At 31.5% G+C, this 16,169-nt stretch carries 11 protein-coding genes; 4 read left to right on the top strand and 7 right to left on the bottom strand.

All coding sequences use genetic code 11. The annotated features are described in order from the left end of the window. Window positions 1–49 precede the first annotated feature (49 nt). Genes L1276_RS12690 through L1276_RS12675 form a run of 4 tightly spaced genes read left to right on the top strand, consistent with a single transcriptional unit; the run spans window position 50 to window position 4,240 of the window. A complete protein-coding gene (locus L1276_RS12690) occupies window positions 50–1,063 on the top strand; it encodes a CBASS oligonucleotide cyclase (RefSeq protein WP_253788319.1) in 1,014 nt (337 codons plus the stop codon). A 14-nt stretch (window positions 1,064–1,077) separates the two neighbouring features. Next, a complete protein-coding gene (locus L1276_RS12685) occupies window positions 1,078–1,563 on the top strand; it encodes a hypothetical protein (RefSeq protein WP_253788317.1) in 486 nt (161 codons plus the stop codon). A 2-nt stretch (window positions 1,564–1,565) separates the two neighbouring features. Beyond that, window positions 1,566–2,441 (top strand): ATP-binding protein, encoded by an 876-nt coding sequence (locus L1276_RS12680; protein WP_253788315.1) that lies wholly within the window; start codon window positions 1,566–1,568, stop codon window positions 2,439–2,441. 2 nt (window positions 2,442–2,443) lie between these two features. Beyond that, window positions 2,444–4,240, top strand: coding sequence for an SAVED domain-containing protein (locus L1276_RS12675; protein WP_256527393.1), 1,797 nt, complete (start codon window positions 2,444–2,446; stop codon window positions 4,238–4,240). 202 nt (window positions 4,241–4,442) lie between these two features. Here L1276_RS12675 and L1276_RS12670 read toward each other — a convergent pair whose 3' ends face one another. Genes L1276_RS12670 through L1276_RS12640 form a run of 7 tightly spaced genes read right to left on the bottom strand, consistent with a single transcriptional unit; the run spans window position 4,443 to window position 15,863 of the window. Continuing rightward, the gene (locus L1276_RS12670) at window positions 4,443–5,780 is read right to left on the bottom strand and encodes an McrC family protein (protein ID WP_253788311.1); all 1,338 of its coding nucleotides are present in this window, start codon (window positions 5,778–5,780) and stop codon (window positions 4,443–4,445) included. Next, a complete protein-coding gene (locus tag L1276_RS12665; protein ID WP_253788309.1) occupies window positions 5,780–8,137 on the bottom strand; it encodes an AAA family ATPase in 2,358 nt (785 codons plus the stop codon). The genes L1276_RS12670 and L1276_RS12665 overlap by 1 nt, the downstream gene beginning before the upstream one ends. A 36-nt stretch (window positions 8,138–8,173) precedes the next feature. Further along, on the bottom strand, window positions 8,174–8,770 hold the full coding sequence (locus L1276_RS12660) for a hypothetical protein (protein WP_253788307.1): 597 nt from the start codon (window positions 8,768–8,770) through the stop codon (window positions 8,174–8,176). 9 nt (window positions 8,771–8,779) lie between these two features. Then, entirely contained in the window at window positions 8,780–9,943 is a 1,164-nt protein-coding gene (locus L1276_RS12655; protein ID WP_253788305.1) for a DUF262 domain-containing protein, read from the bottom strand. 12 nt (window positions 9,944–9,955) lie between these two features. Next, a complete protein-coding gene (locus L1276_RS12650) occupies window positions 9,956–11,173 on the bottom strand; it encodes a restriction endonuclease subunit S (protein ID WP_253788303.1) in 1,218 nt (405 codons plus the stop codon). Beyond that, window positions 11,166–12,782, bottom strand: a complete 1,617-nt coding sequence (locus tag L1276_RS12645) for a class I SAM-dependent DNA methyltransferase (RefSeq protein WP_253788301.1) — start codon at window positions 12,780–12,782, stop codon at window positions 11,166–11,168. Before L1276_RS12645 ends, L1276_RS12650 begins: the two co-directional genes overlap by 8 nt. A 6-nt stretch (window positions 12,783–12,788) precedes the next feature. Next, window positions 12,789–15,863, bottom strand: a complete 3,075-nt coding sequence (locus L1276_RS12640) for a type I restriction endonuclease (protein WP_253788299.1) — start codon at window positions 15,861–15,863, stop codon at window positions 12,789–12,791. Window positions 15,864–16,169: the final 306 nt, after the last annotated feature.

Genomic DNA, 16,169 nt, shown 5'->3' with positions numbered 1-16,169 from the left:
AAATTCCATTTCGTGATGGAACTTTTTCTTTGCTTAAAATTAATAAGTTATGAGTTCATATAAAACAAAAAGTACGTTGCATTTAAGAATAAAGAATTTTGTTTCTTGGATTGCACCACCTTCTGAAACACGTGATAATATCAAAAAAAAATCTGATGAAGTAAGAAAATGTATAAAAGCTGAAGCTGAAAAAGATGGGCTTACAATTGTGAAAATGCCGTATTCAGGTTCTTTTTCAACTAGAACAGGTCTAAGACGTAATATGCGAGGCGACACAACTACTGAAGGTCAGGATATTGATTTGCCTTTTGTTGTTAAAAAGGACAAAGAAACAGAATTTGGTCCGCTAATAAATCGTTTTAAAAAGTACGCAGAAACTTGTTATCCAGATGATATCATTGAGGTAACTAAAAGTTCTGTGAATATTGTTTTTGAGAAGGAAAAACTATCCTTCGATATTGTACCTATGTTTGAAGCAGATAATACTGATTATCAGGTGTTAATAAGGGCTAATGGTGATATAATAACTACGTCTATAGAAAAACACCGTGAGTTTATTCGAAAACGCACTGCAATAACAAAAGAAACACAAGGTATTGTAACCTTCAATGATTGTATTAGACTTTTTAAATGGTGGCGTACGGTAAAAGAAATCGAAACAGAAGAAAATCTATGTCTTCCAAGTTTTTTAGTAAATCTTTTAGGAGCTAAGGCATTTGATAACTGTGGTGATGACACGACATATCCACAAACTTTAGCTAACTGGTTCTCATACCTTGCCTATATTGTCAAAAACAAAGAGACAGTTTCGTTTACTGACTATTATAAGAATCCTAAACCGGATATCTACAAACCTTGGAACGTGCTTGATCCTGTTATGGATGATAATAATATTGTAAAGTCTTGGCCAAATTATCAAGTTGATGAATTGGCCGACTGGCTGCAGGAAGCATCTGAGATTATGAATAGAGCTATTGTTGCAGATTTGCAAGGTAGAGACGCAGATAGTCTGGCACATATGCAATTATTATTTGGTAAAATCTTTTCTTCTCACTGCAATTAATTAAAAATAAAGATATGAGTACATATACATTTAGCGGAACTGAAAGCTATTCAGAATCAGATGTCAAAGCAGTAATGCAAAATACATATGAGGATATTATAGGATTTGCAAATAGGCAGATTATTTCTTATGCCCACGCGGAAAGCTGGATTGAAGATCTGACTTATATTCTGAATCAAAAGGTTGTTAAATTCTTTGAAATTCAAATAAATAATGCCTCAGGAACAAAATTTATGAGTTATAAATATACAGTTGACAATTACGGCTATTTATCCACAGGAACAGCTTCAGGAGGTATAAATTATTTCGCTATACCTAATGGATGTAGTGCAACCTTGTATGTTGATCTCGATTTTTCAAAAACCAATGCGACACTAGTAAATGATAATTTGCGAAAGCGAGGATGGGGAACAGGTAGTGCTTTACAAGGCACCGAAACACAAGACCGAAACTATGTAAGCAATAATTTAAGACTACAACGGTCTATTATAACAAAATAAATATGGAAGTTAAAATACAGGAGAACAAGCATCCAAATCAAATCGCCGAGGCTGCTTATAAAGATTTGATTGCTATTGATAAGCAAAAGAATACTCTATTAAATACATTGGAACTATTTTTTAATAATGAGAAGGTTGAAAAATGGCAGAAAAAACATCATCCAGAAGGTCTAGATTTTTTTCAAAATTTAGTCGGTGGTACACCATTGATTATTTTATCAGGAGATGTTGGATGTGGTAAAACAGCCTTGGCTCAGTCAATAGGTACGCCATTGGCAAAGCAAATTGACAAACGCGTTGTTGTTTTTGAGACCCCATCTAATATTCGTGGTGCAGGTAGAGTGGGAGAAATCTCAAACCGTATTACGGATGCTTTTGAACAGGTCAAATCTAAAATTAAGTCGGGCCAGATGGGAATTCTAATAATTGATGAGGCTGATGATCTGGCTACTGACCGTGATCAAAATCAAGCGCATCACGAAGATCGCGCTGGACTTAATGTTTTAATTAAGCAAATTGATCTAATCGGTAGAGAAAATATTTCTTTAGCTGTTATTTTGATTACAAATAGATTGAAAGTATTAGATCCTGCAGTTATTAGAAGGGCATCACAGATAATAGAGTTTAATAGACCAGATAAAAATGAAAGAAAGCTAGTATTTCAGCGCATGTTTAGTGGTTCAAAACTATCTGAAAAAGATTATTCAGATCTTATTGAAGCCAGTAGTCATCCAGATACGCCGTATAGTTTTTCTGACTTGATACAAAAAGTAGGTAAACAGTCTTTGTATAAAGCTATTCAGAGTAATCAACCTTTTAACAAGGAAGTTTATGTCGAAACAATTAGAAATACGAAACCCTCACCACTTATAAAATAAATATGACAATAAATAAAGTAACAATAATTGTAGCGCACTATGGATTAGATAGGAAGATTACAGAACAAGAATGTATGTCTGCGTTACCACCAGATACAAAAACTAAATTCATTTTTATTGATTTTGAAGCTGGTAATGCAAAATTGAGTGAATTATATGATCTTTCATTTGACAATCTCGCTTTATCTCAACAAAGAAAATTTGTAGATATTTTGAAACCTGTACTTGATGCACATCCAGATGCATCCATTGCATATTTCGGTTTTACCCCCATACCTTTATCATTTCATCTGGGATATCTTGTTGGAAATACACATCCTTACATTATTTATCAATTCCATCATACAAAAAATGAATGGTATGAAGAAACAGATAAGCCTTCAATAGATTATCAGTTTTCAATTAAACCATTGTTGTTGCCAAATGAGATTCAAAAAGGAAAAGGTGATGTTTCAATACGCATTGCAACTTCTTTTAATATTGACAGACAATCGACCTATGAAGTAGTTCCAAATCCCGAAAATGAATTTGATTTAAGTTTAGAAACACCCAATGTAGATTCGCTTTTTAATCAAATACATATTGGTGATGTAGTTAATTCATTTCAAGAAATTTTAAATACGTACGCTAATAAATTAAGTGATAGAGAAAAAATTCATTTGTTTATTGCTTCTTCGTCAGGTTTGCCTTTTGCTTTAGGAACGAGAATAAATCCTAATATTTATCCTTATATCCAAACTTATCAATTTAGTAGAAATGAAACTCCAAAATACAAGGAAGCAATATTGGTTACTAAAGAGGTAGATAATCGTGTTGTGCTTTCTGAGGAAGATCGAATTTTAGCAAAAGAAATTCGAGATAAATGGCAGGAACAATTAGAAAATACTTTAAAACCTTTTATTAATACAATCTCTGGAAGACCAACAGACAACTGGCTTCAAATGGTGTGTGCGACTGATGATGAGTACAATAAAGTCAGTAAGCATTTCCGCCATCCTTGGACATCAGTTACCGACATTAATAAAACTAGCTTGAAACACGATATAATAGATACTGAAACTACAGATGTTGAAGACGGTTTTGAATATATTGAAAAGTCAAATACTTGGTTATTGGATGATGGATTTTTGTTTGGTCTTAGCAAAAGATTGATAACGAAAACAGATACTGATATTATGCAGGCAGCAAGATTGTTTTTCTTTCATGAAGCATTACATTATAGTAAAGAAGGACACAGATTGACCAGAGAAGTTGCTAATGGTATTGGTCAGTTTCCTAAAGTAATAGAAGAAGCTGACTATCAGGCTGATGTTTGGGGGTTGTTGACGGAATATAAATATTGCTCTGTATATGAGGGAGGACGTTTGAAAAAAGGATTGAAGTCCTTTTTTTGTGATGCTATAGAAACAGCAGTTGAAACTATGTGGAGTTTTGTAGATACAGGAAATGAACTTAATATAATACAGGTAAGGTCAATGAATCGTTTTCTAAATTGGTATTGGCAATGGGTTCTTATAGAAAATATAGATGGTCCAGGAACTTTAGAAGAAATAGTAATGATTTTACTTGATAAACCAGTAATTGAATTTGCTGGAGCTCAAATGGAGTTACGAGGATACCGAACTTATTATAAACTTAATGCAAAGAACAATAATAATTATCAATTAGCTGCTTTTACTAGAAATAAAGTTTTTCGATTTGCTCCAAATTTAATTCAGGATATTACAGATGGATTTAAAAACCTTAACGGAGAAAAAATAAAAACAGGTTTAAAAAGTTTTCAAGTAACGATTGGATAAAAATTTGATATAGCCCAAGGTACGAAAATACATATTTTTTTGGGCTATTTTTTTTACAATATTTTTTAAACTTAAAAAAGTATTAAATTTATTATTCTAACCTATTTATATTTAACTTAATAGAAAGATGATTATTTAGTAAAATCTTTTATTGATAAACAAGAAATTTAATTCTTCATTATAATACTTTAATTATCGTTATTTATATCCAAGGCAATTTTACTCCTAATTTAAATACCTTGTAATATGATTTTATTTCTTGACGAAACTGTATAATATTTTCTAAAGTTAATACAGATATACCATTTTCCATATCAGGATAAATTATTAAACAATCAATATTTTTATCATCGCTAACATTTAACTGCTCTCTAACTTTTTTTAAGCGAGCATAACCAGCTACTTGACGAATGTCTTCATGCAAATGACCGTTTTGATAATGTAATTTGTATTTAGCATCTATTACCATTTGAGTATTGGGTTTTGACACCAAGATATCCAAAGCGTTACCATAAGTGGAAAACTGATAGTGAATTTCCATTTTATCTGTTTGATTATACTCGATCATTTTGCTGTATATATAGAGTTCGAACAAACGCGGCATGTCAATCCAAAACGGAGGTGTAGTTACTTTTTGTGAAGTAGTGTGTGTAATGTTAAAAGCGAATTTTTTAAGGATATGGCTCCCAATTTTCAAGGTTTCAACATAATCTTTATAAAACGGATTGTGTTTGATATGCTTTAATTCGTATTCATTCACCTGATCGGAAATCAGTTCAAAAGCAGGACAGCAGTAATTAATCGTATGTTGAATTTCCTGGTAATTTTTACCAAAAATGTCTTTATGATTCTCAACATAACTACTGGCAAACTGTAACACCTTTTTAAAAAAATGATTTTCGGCATGATCTTCTCCAAAAACTTGATACTCACAATAAGTATTAGTAAATCTATTTTTAAATACATTCTGCTTAATATGTTGGCCTACTAAAATTTTGCCTTTTACTCGGTTGTTTAAATTTTCCTGAACTTTGTAGTAGCTCTTCTTCAAACCTTTTCGAACAATTGATTTAAGTAATTGTAAATAGCGAACTACTAAAAATGGAGTCAGTTTGTCGTCTTTTTGTTCTATTTCAATGGGTTTGGCTTCCCAATCTATTTTTACTAAATCTTTTATTTCAGAATGACTTTCAGGAACATTTGTAATTTGCAATAGCATTTTCAAATAATCCAACTCTCGAATATTTGATTCAATAGTATTAGAATCTTCATCTGTTCTTGAAATTCCTTCCTCGTAATCAGTAAGTGCATTAAATATCTTAGCCGTTTTGGAGTTAATTTTAGGCTCCACATACAAAGATCTACCAGTAGTACCAATCCAATCTAAACCAATGCAATAATTGGCTTGAACCTCTAAACCAGTTTCTGTTTTGGTAGCAATAAAACAATGACTACTCTGATTAAAACGTTTGGATTGAACAATTTGTCCATCACTTAGTTCAAGAACAATACTTTTATGTTCGGATAAACGAAATCCCATTAGATTGAAGCTTTTAAATCTTCAATTTTAGTTTTGATATCGTCACCAATCAAAACACCATCTTTCACATATTCAAATAAAATTGGTTTAATTTCGTATTCTAAACGGATTTCCACAGAACCACCTTCTGCTGATTTATCAATGAAATAAGAATGTCCTAATGCTACATCTTTAGGTTCAAATTCCTTTGACAAATAAGCTGAATGTGTTTTATAATCATCTGTCGTAAAAAGTTCTTTAACTGCTAAAAATAAATTTCTATCGAAAATAATTGCATTATCATCACTTAAATCTTGTGGTAAAACATCAACAAAAGCAAAACGTCTTCTTATAGCATAGTCAATATGACCCACCGAGCGATCGGCGGTGTTCATGGTACCTATGATATAAAGATTGGAAGGTAAAATGAGTTTATTATCATCTTCTACTGCATACATACTTTCTACCGTTTCGCCTCGATATTCTAGAGCATAAATTAATTCACCCAATAGTGAAGAAAGATTGGCACGATTAATTTCATCAATTACAAGAACATATTTCTTAAGTTTAATTGCTTCTAAATTTCCATCAGTCTTGTATATTAAATTAGCATCTTTCAAATATTGATTGAATTTTTCAATCAGATTTTGATAAAGATAATACATGCCACTTCTAGCAGATTTTGATAAGATTATATTGTCTTTAACTTTAACAATAGGATCGGACAAATGCAACCCTATATAGCCATTAATAATATCAATATCTTTAATCAAAACAGAATCATCCTCATTACTATATCGATTAACCCTAACAGCGTTATCTTCTAGTGCGGTTATTTTGGGTTTTGTATCTTTTTTAATTAATAATTGTTCTGATTTCTCTAATTCAGATTCTAAATGCTCTTTGAATTTTAAATAATGTTCCTCAGCCCAAATTTCTTTAGAGATTAATTCTGGAACCTTCTTTGAATCCTTAAAATTTTTGAAAGCTTTCTCTGCAAACAAACCAAGTGTTCTATTTACATTTTTGTATTCCATCCGATCTCCTTTTGATTCAGCCACAATTCCTCTTACAAAATCTTCATATGTATAAGAAGGATGAAATTGTATTAACTTAAATTGTTCGTTATCTTTTAAATCTTCAATATCATCCAAACTAAGCATTTCTTTAACAATCAATTTTGCTTCTCTCGTTTTTCCAGTTCCCGGAGGGCCTTGTAAGATGATTTGTTTTTTGTATTCAAGGAGGTTAATATTTTGATTCATCTTGTTTTCACGATTAATTTCTAAACTATTTCTATACGATACAACTGGAGCTTGACAGCCAACACTAGGATAATCAAATGTTTTATAGTACTGAAAATCAGTATAATCATTACTCTTGACTTTTTCGATTTTTCGTGCTAAATAAATCCAATTTGCTGTTTTATTGCCATCTTTATAGTACGACCAGTCATCATTATACCATTCAATATCACCATAATTTTTTGTCCATTTAACTTTGTTAAGTTCATTTTGATTTTCCACAAAATCAATTACTTCAGCAATGTAATTAACTTTAAAAGTTGATGTATAAAAGATTTGAAAATAACCTTTTTCTTCAATCGACTGCCTTAAAAGCTTTAAGGTATTTGATGTGCCATTGGGCTTTTTATGATTCCATAGCACAATATGATTCCCGCTTTTAGAGTCATTTATTGCATCTTCCTGCCAGCCAGTTGTATCTGGGCATATGAGACCAATTAAACTGTCCTTCCAACTTGTCTCAATATGATATGCAAGCCGTGTTAATAGATGAGTGTAATTTTCTGAGTTTTTAACAGATACTGAAAATTGAGAAAAGAAAGTAGAAAAATCTTCTTTGAATGTAGTCTTATTGTATATTTTTTTAAATAGGTTTTGAGAAATTTGACTGCGATGATTTTCACTCAACATTGTGAAATTATCAATCGGATTCAACATATACTCAACTGCATTTTTAACAGAGCCTTCTGCCAATTGTCCTTCAAATTTGTATGTAATTAATTGTTCAACCCAATTATTCATCCTGACGAATGCTAATGCCAAAACTCTTTTGTCTTCGTATGCATTCAATTCTCTTTTTTTATGTGCGTTAGAATCGCAATAAGTGATTACAGTAAAAAGTAACTTCCCAAAAACTGCAAGATCTTGGGAGTCCACAAATAACTGTTTTAGCTCATTATACTCTTTTCTATTGGTAAGGAGGAATGTTTTAGTTTCCTCATTTACTTCTAACTGCAAAAAATCTTGAAAAGCATCTTTGGCCTTCTGAAAATAAAAATCAGTTGTCCTTATTATCTCTAAAGATTTCGGATGTTGTAAAACAGTATTTATTTTATTTTTTAGTTCTAAATCCATTATAAATTCTAATTGATAAAATATGACACTTAAACACTATATGCTTTTAAGTACCTCCACAACATTTAGCATATACAATAAATTACTTATAATTTGATTGTTCTGCTCATTTTCATGAGAAAAAATGTATCCATCAATATCAAAGGGATTTGATTCATTTATCTTTTCAATTGATAATGATTCTATGACGTGCTCCTTTTCCGTGAAATTAAAATTAATAGGCTCGTGAGCTAAAATATTCCTCATGTTTATTAGCTTAATTACAACATCATGAAATTCATAGCTTACTGTCTTTTTATTAATTGAATGTATTGATAGCTTGAATTCAGAAATCATTTTATCTTTTTTATCAATTTTTATGATTTTTGCTATAGGAAAATCTTTAAATGATTCATCCTCTTTGAATCTCTTATGAGTTCCAGTAGTTTTATCATCTGTGTACTCCAAACCAAATTTGAACATATGATTAGCCCCAAAATAGAAGAATAATTTATTCTTAAAATTGACATTGAGTCCATTAAGAGACTTCTCAAATTTTGTCCGAATTTCATTTTCTAATTTCGAAAAATAGTCGAAATAATAGGTTCTAAGTAACGCACCAGTTTTAAAATTTTGAAATTCTATTTTATCCATAAATTACTCTTAAGCATTAAAATGTCTAGAAGCTATTTTAAGTCTTGAATTAACATTAGTTGTAGTTGAAGGTGATTTTTCAAACGTATTTAAGAAATCTTCGTTTGTCATTATGGCCTTAATCAATTCAAAATCACCATTTATTTTATCAATAAAAGGTACACAAATATCTATGATATGATCAATTTGAGATTTTACAGTCTTATTATCTATTAACCAGACACCGAGTTCTAAAGTAAAACTTAATATTTTATTTAATTGTTCCTGATCAAGTAATATGGATTTATTTTGAATGCCCTGCAAAACGCTATTAATCATATCTCTTGGTCTAGAATTATAATTTTCCACAAAGATATCTTCATCAACATCACCTAGTCTAGAATTAATATAAAATGCTATACTTCTATAGAATCGACCAAAATCTTCAAATCTATGTATATCTGTTTTTGAAAACATTTTAAAATATTCTGGAATTTTATTTTCAATATAAGCATCGACAAATTCTTCAATTTTGGCCAAAGTATTTGATCTATAAATAGCTTTTCTAATTTCATTTACCCTTAATTTTTCAGAGCCTTTATTTAATCTAGAAAATATATCGTACTTAGTAAATTCAGGAGAGTTAGCAGTAATAACATAAATATCCAATACCGATGACAATAAACTTTTTATCTCCGAAGAAAAATCGATTTCAATTTCAGTATAGTTTTTATCCCCATATAAGTCAGTAAAATATTCTAGAGCTCTTTTTTTAAGTTTATATCCATTTGTTATAAATCTAAATATCGCTGTTAATCTTTGTTTACCATCAACAACCTCATAAGAGCTATCTTCCAGCATATTTGTTCCAGGAATTTCAACAACATAGATTGGTGGAATTAATAAATCCATAAAAATAGATTCTATAAAGGCTGTTTGTTTATCAACTGACCAAATTGAATTTCTTTGGTAAGCAGGAGAAAGTATTAGGTTTTTTTTATTTATTTTTTGGTATATCTCAAGAATTGACCAAGTTTGTTTTAAAATTTTAGTTTTTTCTAAAAGCTTTCTTTTCTCTTCATACGAATCAAGTGGATTAAAGTCTTCTTCTGTGATTTCAATGTTCTCAGCAAATTGTAATTCATTATTATTATCATCGTCAAAATCGATATCGTCAAAATTTTCATCAGTCATATTAATTTGTTTTTAAGTTAGTTTTATTTGCCCATTCATCAACATTGGCAATAGCCAATCACGAAGCGAAGCGAGTTCTTGGTTTTCTATACTATTTGATATGATTTTCTTAAGAGTTGATTTGAAAAAATCATTAGCTTTATATTGAATTTCAGAAGTAGCCTTTAAAATTTTTAAGCCATTAACATCTTTAGCACTTAGATGTCCTACAGTTGTTCTTGAAACATTCTTCTCTCTTGCTTTTATATATGGTTCAATTGAAAATCGAGCTTGAATTTCAGAAATAGAATTTTCAGTTGCTCTTATTCTCAAAGTTCTTTGGTTTAGATAGCAATTTTCTTTATTCCAATAATTTATATGAAAATTACCATCCATTCCCACTAAAATGTCTCCTTTAAATAATTTATATTTTTCATCAACTTTCTCTGTTGAATAATTTGAAATAGTACAATTTAAAATATCCCGGATTCTTATAATTGGAACACCTTCTTCATTTTCATTAAACAGATTTGTACTAAAAGGGAAGCCATATTGTAAATCCATTTCATTCGTTAAGAAATCTACCCCCCATCCCTCAGGAATTTCTCTTTTCAACTCCTCATTCCAAACCATTTTACCACCGGAAGATTTATAAGGCTTTCCGTTCATATCTGGAAAATCAAACTGCACAAACCAATAATTAAATAGAGTCTTAGCCATAGCTTCTAACTCGGCATTGATTTTATTATTGAGCTCGATTTTGGTATCTAAATCAGAAAGCACTTTCGCGATTTTTTGTTGGATGTTTTTATCTGGAACAATAATCTCCTGTCTCTTTAAAGCACCTTCATTAACTCTTTTTCTGCCTGAAGTCCCTTCCATACAACTGATGGCTCTTTCTCTGAAAACGGGACTTTTTGCTAAATAATAAATATATTCATTAATTGAATTGTCATTTTCTCTTAAAACAATAAATTCTGAAGAACCAAAAGCGACTTCATTATCTTCAAGAATATCTACTTGAGCTGTCTTTCCATTTTCTAGGCAAGGTGTGATTTTTGCAACCAACGTGTCGCCATTTCTAAATTTTGGTCCACTGTTATACTCCGAAATTTCAAAACCGCTAATTTTTCTAACATATTCAGTCAGCATTGCCATTGGAATTTTTTTTGCTTCTTTTCCTTTTGGTAAAGACTCTGATGGATTAAAATCAATAAAATCTCCGATGGATATTTGTTTCCAATTATTCATATCTCAGCCCTTTCAAATTATTTTGAATTTCAATTTCCAAAGATTTGCTCGTAGCAAATAAACTTTCTAAATTGCTTTCAAAACTTTTCATTTTGGTGACAAATTCTTGGGGAGTAATGTCGGTATATTCGATTTTAACTTCAAAATACTGTCCTGCCGAGAATGAATAGTTTTTTGCAATAATTTCTTCTTTGGTTACCACTACTGATAAATCTTCAACTGTCTTTTTGCTGTTAAAAGTTTCGACAATTTGGTTTTCTTCAGCAGGGGTTAATACGGTACGTTGGTTTTTGCCTTCTTTTACGGTTTCGCCCAGTTTTGAAGCATCCAATAAAATAATGTGCTTACTATCGGCTTTTTTGTCTAAAAACAAAACTGATACGTTGGTACCAGTACTAGCAAAAATATTAGAAGGCATACTTACCACACCGCGTAACCAGCCATTTGTAATAAGACGTTCTCGTATTTTCTTTTCAATACCGCTTTGAGCTGTAATAAAACCAGTTGGCAAAACAATAGCTGCTTTACCAGTGTCACTCAAACTGTGCATAATATGCTGAATGAATAATAAATAGATTGCCATTTTGTCTTTATCCTTATTCGGTATTTTCGGAATTCCGGCAAAAAAACGTTTTTTGAAAGCATCTTTATCCAAGTCGGCATGAAAATCGGAGAAATCCAATTTAAAAGGTGGATTAGAAACAATATAATCAAATTTGTTATCTAAATAGGAGGGCTGTGCTATTGTATTTGTTTTGATGATATTTGGGATGGAATGCGTCAGGTTATTCAATACTAAATTCAAACGCAACATATTACTCGATTTTTGAGAGATATCTTCGGAATAAATAGTACAATTTTCTTCTCCAATTTCATGAGCAATACTCATTAGTAAAGTCCCAGATCCCGCACTTGGATCATATACTTTAACGCCTTTTACAGGTTCAGGTACCATTATTTGCGCCATTATACGAGCTACGGCGTGAGGAGTGTAATATTCGGCATATTTACCTCCTGAATCGGTATTGTAATCCTTAATTAGATATTCGAAAATAGTAGCGAAGAAATCGTATTTCTGCTCGAACATTTCTTCAAAGCTAAACTCAAATAACTTATTGATTAAAGCTTTGGCAAAAGCATCGCGCTGGGAGCTGTCTGAAATAAATTGTGTGAGTTCATCAAACAAAGTATCTTTAGCTCCTGTAAATGATTTTACAGAGAACACTTCTGCGTTTTCTATCGAAATTTGACGCAGTGTGTCGTCGAATGTCTTAGCAAAGTCACTATCATTTTGTTTAACAAATAAATGCGAAATTAAATGTTCAGGCTGTAAGCGTGGTATATTAGGATCTAAACTCGCTATTAAAAATTGGTAATCGTCTCCTTTTAAATCACGCAAAGCTTGCGAAAAATTATCGGCGTTGCTTAATTCTGGCTTTTCCTGTTTTACCGCATAGCGGAATTTATCGTTCAGAAATTTATATAAAAATATCTGGGTAATAATTTTAAATTCGTTTCCGTCATTTCCTAAACCGTAATTGGCACATACACTTTTGAGGTTATCAATTAGTGCTTTGGTTTTTGTCATGAAAGTAATGTCCTGCGTCATGGTATCTTATCTGTATTGATATTGTTGTAAATATTCGTTTACAATTAAATTATTGATCGTTTCGGTCGTTGGGAAATCCAACGGTATGTTTTCATTTTTCTTAAATTCCTGTACTACTAACTGGAGCAGATAACGTTTAAAGAAGGCTTCGTTTTTCATCAAATCTTCCTGTCCTTCCAGCTTAATATCCACTTGCTGTTTTACCTGCATTAAGGCTTTATGCAACTGCGTCTCTTTTGCATTCAGTGTTGTTTTTTCAGTCAGCCGTTTGTGGATTCGGGCATATTTTTCGTCGTTCTCATATTTCGCTTTGAATAAAGCATTTTTACGGTTTAGTTCTTTGGCTTGGTCGTATATTTTTTGCAGTAAATGCATATTTTCTACCATATCAGCCTGTGTCACTTCGCTTAGATTTTTCTTTTTGAAAATACGCTCCAATTCTTCGCGCAAACTTACAAATTGCGGATCAAACTGATCAAAATTGTTTTGTAATGATTCTCTTGTTTTACGTAAAATATTTTTAAACTCATCGGCTAATACCAATTCGCTTTCATCCACTTTTATGAATTGAAAAATGATGTCTTCTAAGGCGGTATTCAATAAATTGGTAGAAGCTTCTTCGTTACCAATACTTTCCACAAAATTGAGATTGTCCAAGCGGTTTTGTGCTTCCAGTAATAAACGGTTCCAAATATCAAAATCAGCAATGCCATCTAAAGCTTCGTATCCATTTACTGCAATAATGTTTTTCAATTCTTTGGCAGTGCGTAAAGCCTTAATTAAACGCAATAACTCTTTTTTATCAGTTAACTGGGCAATCTGCTGGGAGAACAATTCCCTATTCTGTGTTTCGTAATGAAATAAGGTTTCTTTGATTTCCTGAATTTCCTGCTGAATTTCTTCTTCCGATTTAAACAAGTAAGAATACATTTCCATTTCATCTCCTAATTGCTCCTGCAATTCGTCAAAATACATTTTGTTGGTGCGGTCAAAAGCTTTAGAAATATCAGCAAAATCTACGACAAAACCGTATTGGTATTTTTTGTATGGACGATTAACACGGGTTAGGGTCTGCAATAGGTTATGATCCTGAATTACACGAGCAAGGTATAATTTCTTCAATCGTTTGGCATCAAAACCGGTGAGTAGCATATTATACACAAAGAGTAAATCAACTTTTCCTTTTTTATAAGTATTGATTAGTTCTTTACGAATAGTTTTATCATTTTCATCATGCAATATTAGAGCTGCCGTTAAAATAGGGTCGTCATGATTACCATATTTAGCTGGAGGTTCAGCTGCCATTAAAATACTAGAATCAGTCTCTTGAATACCATATTTTTCCTGAAATAAACTAAACAATTCTTTGGCCTGATCTGCAGAATCACATACTACCAATCCTCCTAAAGAGGCATCCTGCTGGTCTCGTCTAAATTTAATTAAGTCGTTGGTAATATATTTTAATAAGGGCTCTGCAAATTTAGAATGTGCATAAATTTTGCGTGTACTAATATCGCCCTGCAATACTTTAATTTGATCCATCACCTCTTTCATTTCCATCTTGAAGTTACCTTCAATCTGTTCACGAATTAGGCGAAGGGTATAGCCATCGGCAATCGACATGTTGTAGTAATATTTGTGAAAATAATTACCAAACAACATTTTAGAATCATATTCTTTAGCAACTTCTTTTAATAAAGGCGTACCTGTTAAAGCAATAATTACAGCAGAACGATCAGAATTAATCAGATTGGCTAAATAATTACCTTTAGGATTGTAACTTCTGTGCGCTTCATCTAAGAAATATACTCGCTGTATGTTGATATCGTAATTGATGTTACTCATGCCAATTGCATCTTCAGAAAATTTCTGAATATTGACTACAGTTATTTCCGGAACGCCACTATCATTATGAATAGCACCAACCACTTTAAGATCTGCAATAAAATCTTGTTTCGAATTAACCTGTTTTACTTTTAAGCCTCTGTTAGCAAATTCACTCGATGCCTGAATCAATAAATCCAAACGATCGACAATAAAATAGAATTTAGGAATTACCTGTTTTTTAGCGTAGTAATCTGTGAGATGTTTTACGTTGTAATACGCCAATGCTGTTTTTCCAGACCCCTGAGTATGCCAAATAATTCCTTTGTTTTGTCCTTCTTCTAATTTTGAAGCAATAGCTTTTGTTGCAAATAACTGCGGATAGCGCATGATGTGCTTTTGGTATGCTATTTTACCTGTTACCTCTTCTTCTACATACACAATAGCATATTGCAATATAAACTTTAAGCGTTCTTTACTAAACAGAGACGTTAATATACGGTTAGTTGGGGTGTTTGTCTGCTTATTAGTAATATATTCCGGGCTGTTTTTAATAACAATTAGGTTGTTATCCTTTAATAGTTCGTTTTCTACTTTTTCGTCAATTTCTTTCTGCTTTTGGATTACAGGATAATCAACATCTTCTCTGAAATAATTGAAATGAACTTGATCATAAGCCGGCGTGGCATAGAAAGCTCCAAAAATAGGTTCAACTATACCATCTTCGTATTCCATGTTATTGGAGAAGACCAGTAATTGCGTAATGTTAGCAAAACGTCTAAAATGTTTGTTTCTAAAACGTGTATTTATTCGAGTCCTTTCTGCAATGACACCTTCTTTGTTATGCGGTTTTTTTACCTCAATAAAAGCCAATGGCATTCCGTTTATTAAAACAGTGATATCAGGTCGGAATTCTTCATCACCCGTTTTACAAGTTAATTCAGTGGTAATATGGAAGTCATTATTGTCGAATTTTTCAAAATCAATTAGTTTTATTCCAGAAGTAGCAGTTAACCGTTCATAAAACTTCTTACCAAGGTCTTCATAATCTAGTTCTAAGTTGATTTCGTCTAGTAAACGTTGCGCTTCCTGTTCGGAAATTCCATTTAATACTGCAATTTTTGGGATGAAAATAGAAGGGAAGATATTATTATCTACTATCCTATTTTGTTCATTAAGAGGTATGTATTTATACCCTAATCGCATCAAGTGTAATATGGCAGGTATTTTTACTCGGGAATCTTCGTTAAATTTCATTCAGGATTTGATTTAAGATCAGTCTAGATGCTAAAAGTATATGATTTTATTAAAATAACCTATATAAAAATCGAATAGATATAAGTTAGATGTACTAACAAAATAGAAGACAAAGTTGTGGAAGTACTATAGATTTATAATTCTTTTTAAATCCCTCTTTTTATTATATGTTTCTTCTTTTCTTTAAATTGCTTTGGAACGTAATCACTGGTATTATCTACACGCAATAAAATATCAATTGGATTAATTTTTAACTAATTTACTTCCGCATTATGAATATCTCTGCAAAAAATATTTTCGATTTCG

It is taken from the genome of Flavobacterium sp. HSC-32F16, assembly GCF_024171645.1.
Classification (GTDB): Bacteria; Bacteroidota; Bacteroidia; order Flavobacteriales; family Flavobacteriaceae; genus Flavobacterium.
Note: the sequence above shows the minus strand (reverse complement) of the source record. Positions and strands in the feature narration are given on the sequence as shown.